Source organism: Okeania sp. SIO2B9 (genome assembly GCF_010672505.1).
In the GTDB taxonomy this organism is placed as follows: domain Bacteria; phylum Cyanobacteriota; class Cyanobacteriia; order Cyanobacteriales; family Microcoleaceae; genus Okeania; species Okeania hirsuta.
The window spans coordinates 1-3,182 of sequence record NZ_JAAHGK010000912.1; the positions used below are offsets into that span (position 1 = coordinate 1).

The following is a 3,182-nucleotide window of genomic DNA, read 5'->3' on the forward strand; positions in this document are numbered from 1 at the left end:
TTTTCCCATGGGATTAATTATTATTTCTCTATAATACCAGTTTGATAAATGTTTGCTACAAATAGTTAGGCTATTTCTTAGGAGTCAACCCACCCCTCGCCCCTCCCCCTCCAACCCACCCCTAACCCCTTCCAGGAGGGGAGGGGAAGTCAGGAGTCAGGAGTCGTATGGGAATTGGTTCAATACCAGTTTTTAGGTCGTAAATTCTCTTTTTTGTCAAAGGGACATTTCCTAGCAAATCTTTTTATCCCACTTATTATTCGTAACATTCTTTTTTCACGCTTGGTATAATAGGAGTTTTCATTAATATAGAGTACAAAGATTTTGGCTTGAAGGCAGAAGTTTTGTAGTTAACATTTCTGGAAAACTGCTACAATTTCCTAATTTAATAATTCTGAATTCTACATTCACTCACTCTACATTCATAAAAATGAAGTTTTGTAGTCTACCTTTGTGAAAATCGCTATAAATATGCAACCTAAAGATAATTTTGATAATTATGATTTAAATTCCTTGGAAAACAAGCCAGTTTTCGAGGAACAACATAATCTTCCGGTTATTGATGAAATAGATACCAAAGTTTATGATTTGTTCGCCCAAATCAATGAGGTAATTACTGACTCTAATTTTATCCAGGAATTAAGCGCAGAAAATCAAGAAGAAGTTTCCAAAGTTTTGATATTACTCTCAGATATCAAAACTCTATATCTATCTGGAAAATTAATTAAAAATATTCACCAAAAATCAGAAGTGGCTAATTTAGTATTTAATCTTAGTATTGCCATTCAATATTTTCAGCATAACCCCGAAAAACGGCTGATTGAAAAACTGCGAATTGATGGAGAATTTAGAATCAGAAGAATTAAAAACTTTTGGCTAGCTTTACCTATTAATTTTTATCGAAGAGTTACTTCTAAGATTATTCTGAAAATTTTACTAGGGTTAATTTTAGGACTTCCATTATACATAGTACTTCCACTGGGCTTATCATCAGGAAGCGACAACTTAGAAAAAGCTCTACAGTCAAAAGGAATTCTTTCATTCAATGCTGATAGTAGAAGCCATGAAACACCAGATATGTATATAAAAGATTTTCAAATGACAGTTTGGCTAGGAAATTTGTGTTTTACTACTGGCGCTCTAGGTAGCATAGTTAGTATCTTATCTCGGCTTAGTAATTATGAACAATCTGAAGACGATCACCAATATGAAGACTCAATAATTCCTATCTTAGTTGGTTTTTATAAGCCTCTGATCGGAGGTACATTTGGCATTTTAATTTTTGCTATTTTACAGGGCGGAATTATTCCGATTTCCTTTGGTGAAATTAATAACGAAAAGAGGCAAGATCAAAGATGGATGTCTCTATTTTCTTTGTCTTTTGTGGTGGGATTTAGCGAGCGATTAGCAAAAGATATTATTAATACGACAGAAAAAAATTTTGATTCAGAGAAATAGGCAGTGATAGATAGATGGACAAAAATGTTGATTCTATTTCGTGTATAGTAATGCTATATCGGGAACAATTTGTAATATTATTTTCAGGACTTACGAATAAGGAACGAAATCTGGTTATAAAAGCTAGTTTTTCCAAATCTGTCTAGTCCTTTTGCTTTCTGCCTTAACTTGAAAATCAATCTCGCTTCTAAAAATGGATACCTTAGTTCAATATCGCACTATTATTCAACAGAAACTCAAAGAATATACGGAAATTCCCTATGCTTATGGGGATTTACAATGCCGTTTAATTATAAGTGAGGATAGGAATAATTTTTTATTAATTACTCAAGGATGGGAAGATGATGTACAAGTTCATGGGTGTTTAGTTCATATAGAGATTATTGGAGATAAAATCTGGATACATCGGGATGGTTTAGAGGATGGAATAGCATCCGATCTACTGAGAGCAGGTATTCCTAAAAGTCAAATTGTCTTGGGTTTTCATCCCCCTGATGTGCGACCTTTTACAGAATTTGCAGTGAATTAATTATTGACTAAACTAGGAGGTAATGTTATTTTCTAATTGCAATTAGAAACAGCTTTAAGACTAATTAATAGTAAAATAATCACTTTCCCTTTATCTTATTATCAATCATTTGAAGCAGAAGCAAGAAAGCGTATTCTTAGAGACCCTAGAAACACATCTAAAATAGTGAATTATGTTATTGGGGGTCTTCATTTCATCTAGTGGTTAAACTCCTAAATTTAATGCGGAACCTGCCTCTACTATTGCACTATTTTAGATGAAACAGTCCACTACAGCTAGTTAAATATAATTAAAGAGTTAGGGTGCGGAATATGCACCCGATTTTTGAGCTATTCAGAATATAGTTTTCGCAACTCATCCATTGAGGAAATCTGGTGAATTTGAGAAGCGATAGAACTCCGTTCCGCTTGCGCGACCGCCATAGGAAGTCAGAAGTCAGAAGTTAGAAGTCAGAAGTAATCCCTTGTAATTATTTTTGTTGTCAGACATGGGAGTGGGAGCATATTGCTCCCATACTAAGCATTCCTGGTTCGTATTTTTGAGCTATTCAGAATACAGTCTTCGCAACTCATCTGTTGAGGAAATTTGAGGAATTTGAGTAACAATTCTCTCTAATAATTTCACATCATTAATTGCTGAAATTTCGGATAATATCCCCACATATTCATCACCAAACTTGAGTTTCAATCCCATTTCAATTGCCAATAATAACGCCTGTTTAATTTGAACATCTTTTTGAGATATTTCAGCATCTTTTTGGGATATCTGAGTATCCTTTTGAGATATCTCAAGATTTTTTTCTGCTGCTATTTCATCTCCTGTTTTAATCACATTCCCCAACTCATCACACCAACGCAACCAAGTACCATTCAGATTTTCAAATACACCATTCCAAAGGATTAATCCTAAATTTACATCAGCAAACCAAGGATCATTTTTCGGAATATAAGAACTACCATGAAGTTGAAATACTTGCAGAAAAGTTTTACTTAGTTTTTGCAATGGATCGTAGAGAACATAATAAGGAATTCGTAATTGTGCATACTTTGTCAATTTACTTCCTAATTTATTGCCTGGAGTGGGAGAAACAATTTCAATTACTACATCTGGGGACTTGCCAAATTCCCAGAATAAATAAGAACGAACATTACGTTTCCACCATTGTTCGCCACCAGGAATATTCAAACTTAAAAAC

General features: G+C 34.0%; 4 protein-coding genes. 3 read left to right on the top strand and 1 reads right to left on the bottom strand.

Translation table 11 applies throughout. The features are described 5' to 3' along the window. Nucleotides 1-52 precede the first annotated feature (52 nt). From F6K13_RS25345 to F6K13_RS25355, 3 genes are all read left to right on the top strand, one after another. A complete protein-coding gene (locus F6K13_RS25345; protein ID WP_287288747.1) occupies nucleotides 53-196 on the top strand; it encodes a hypothetical protein in 144 nt (47 codons plus the stop codon). A 275-nt stretch (nucleotides 197-471) separates the two neighbouring features. Further along, nucleotides 472-1,458, top strand: coding sequence for a hypothetical protein (locus F6K13_RS25350; protein WP_124145427.1), 987 nt, complete (start codon nucleotides 472-474; stop codon nucleotides 1,456-1,458). 193 nt (nucleotides 1,459-1,651) lie between these two features. Continuing rightward, the gene (locus F6K13_RS25355; RefSeq protein WP_124145426.1) at nucleotides 1,652-1,987 is read left to right on the top strand and encodes a XisI protein; all 336 of its coding nucleotides are present in this window, start codon (nucleotides 1,652-1,654) and stop codon (nucleotides 1,985-1,987) included. Between the two features lie 543 nt (nucleotides 1,988-2,530). Here F6K13_RS25355 and F6K13_RS25360 read toward each other — a convergent pair. Further along, nucleotides 2,531-3,182 (bottom strand): Uma2 family endonuclease (locus tag F6K13_RS25360; RefSeq protein WP_287288749.1); only part of this gene is annotated, 652 nt, incomplete at its 5' end.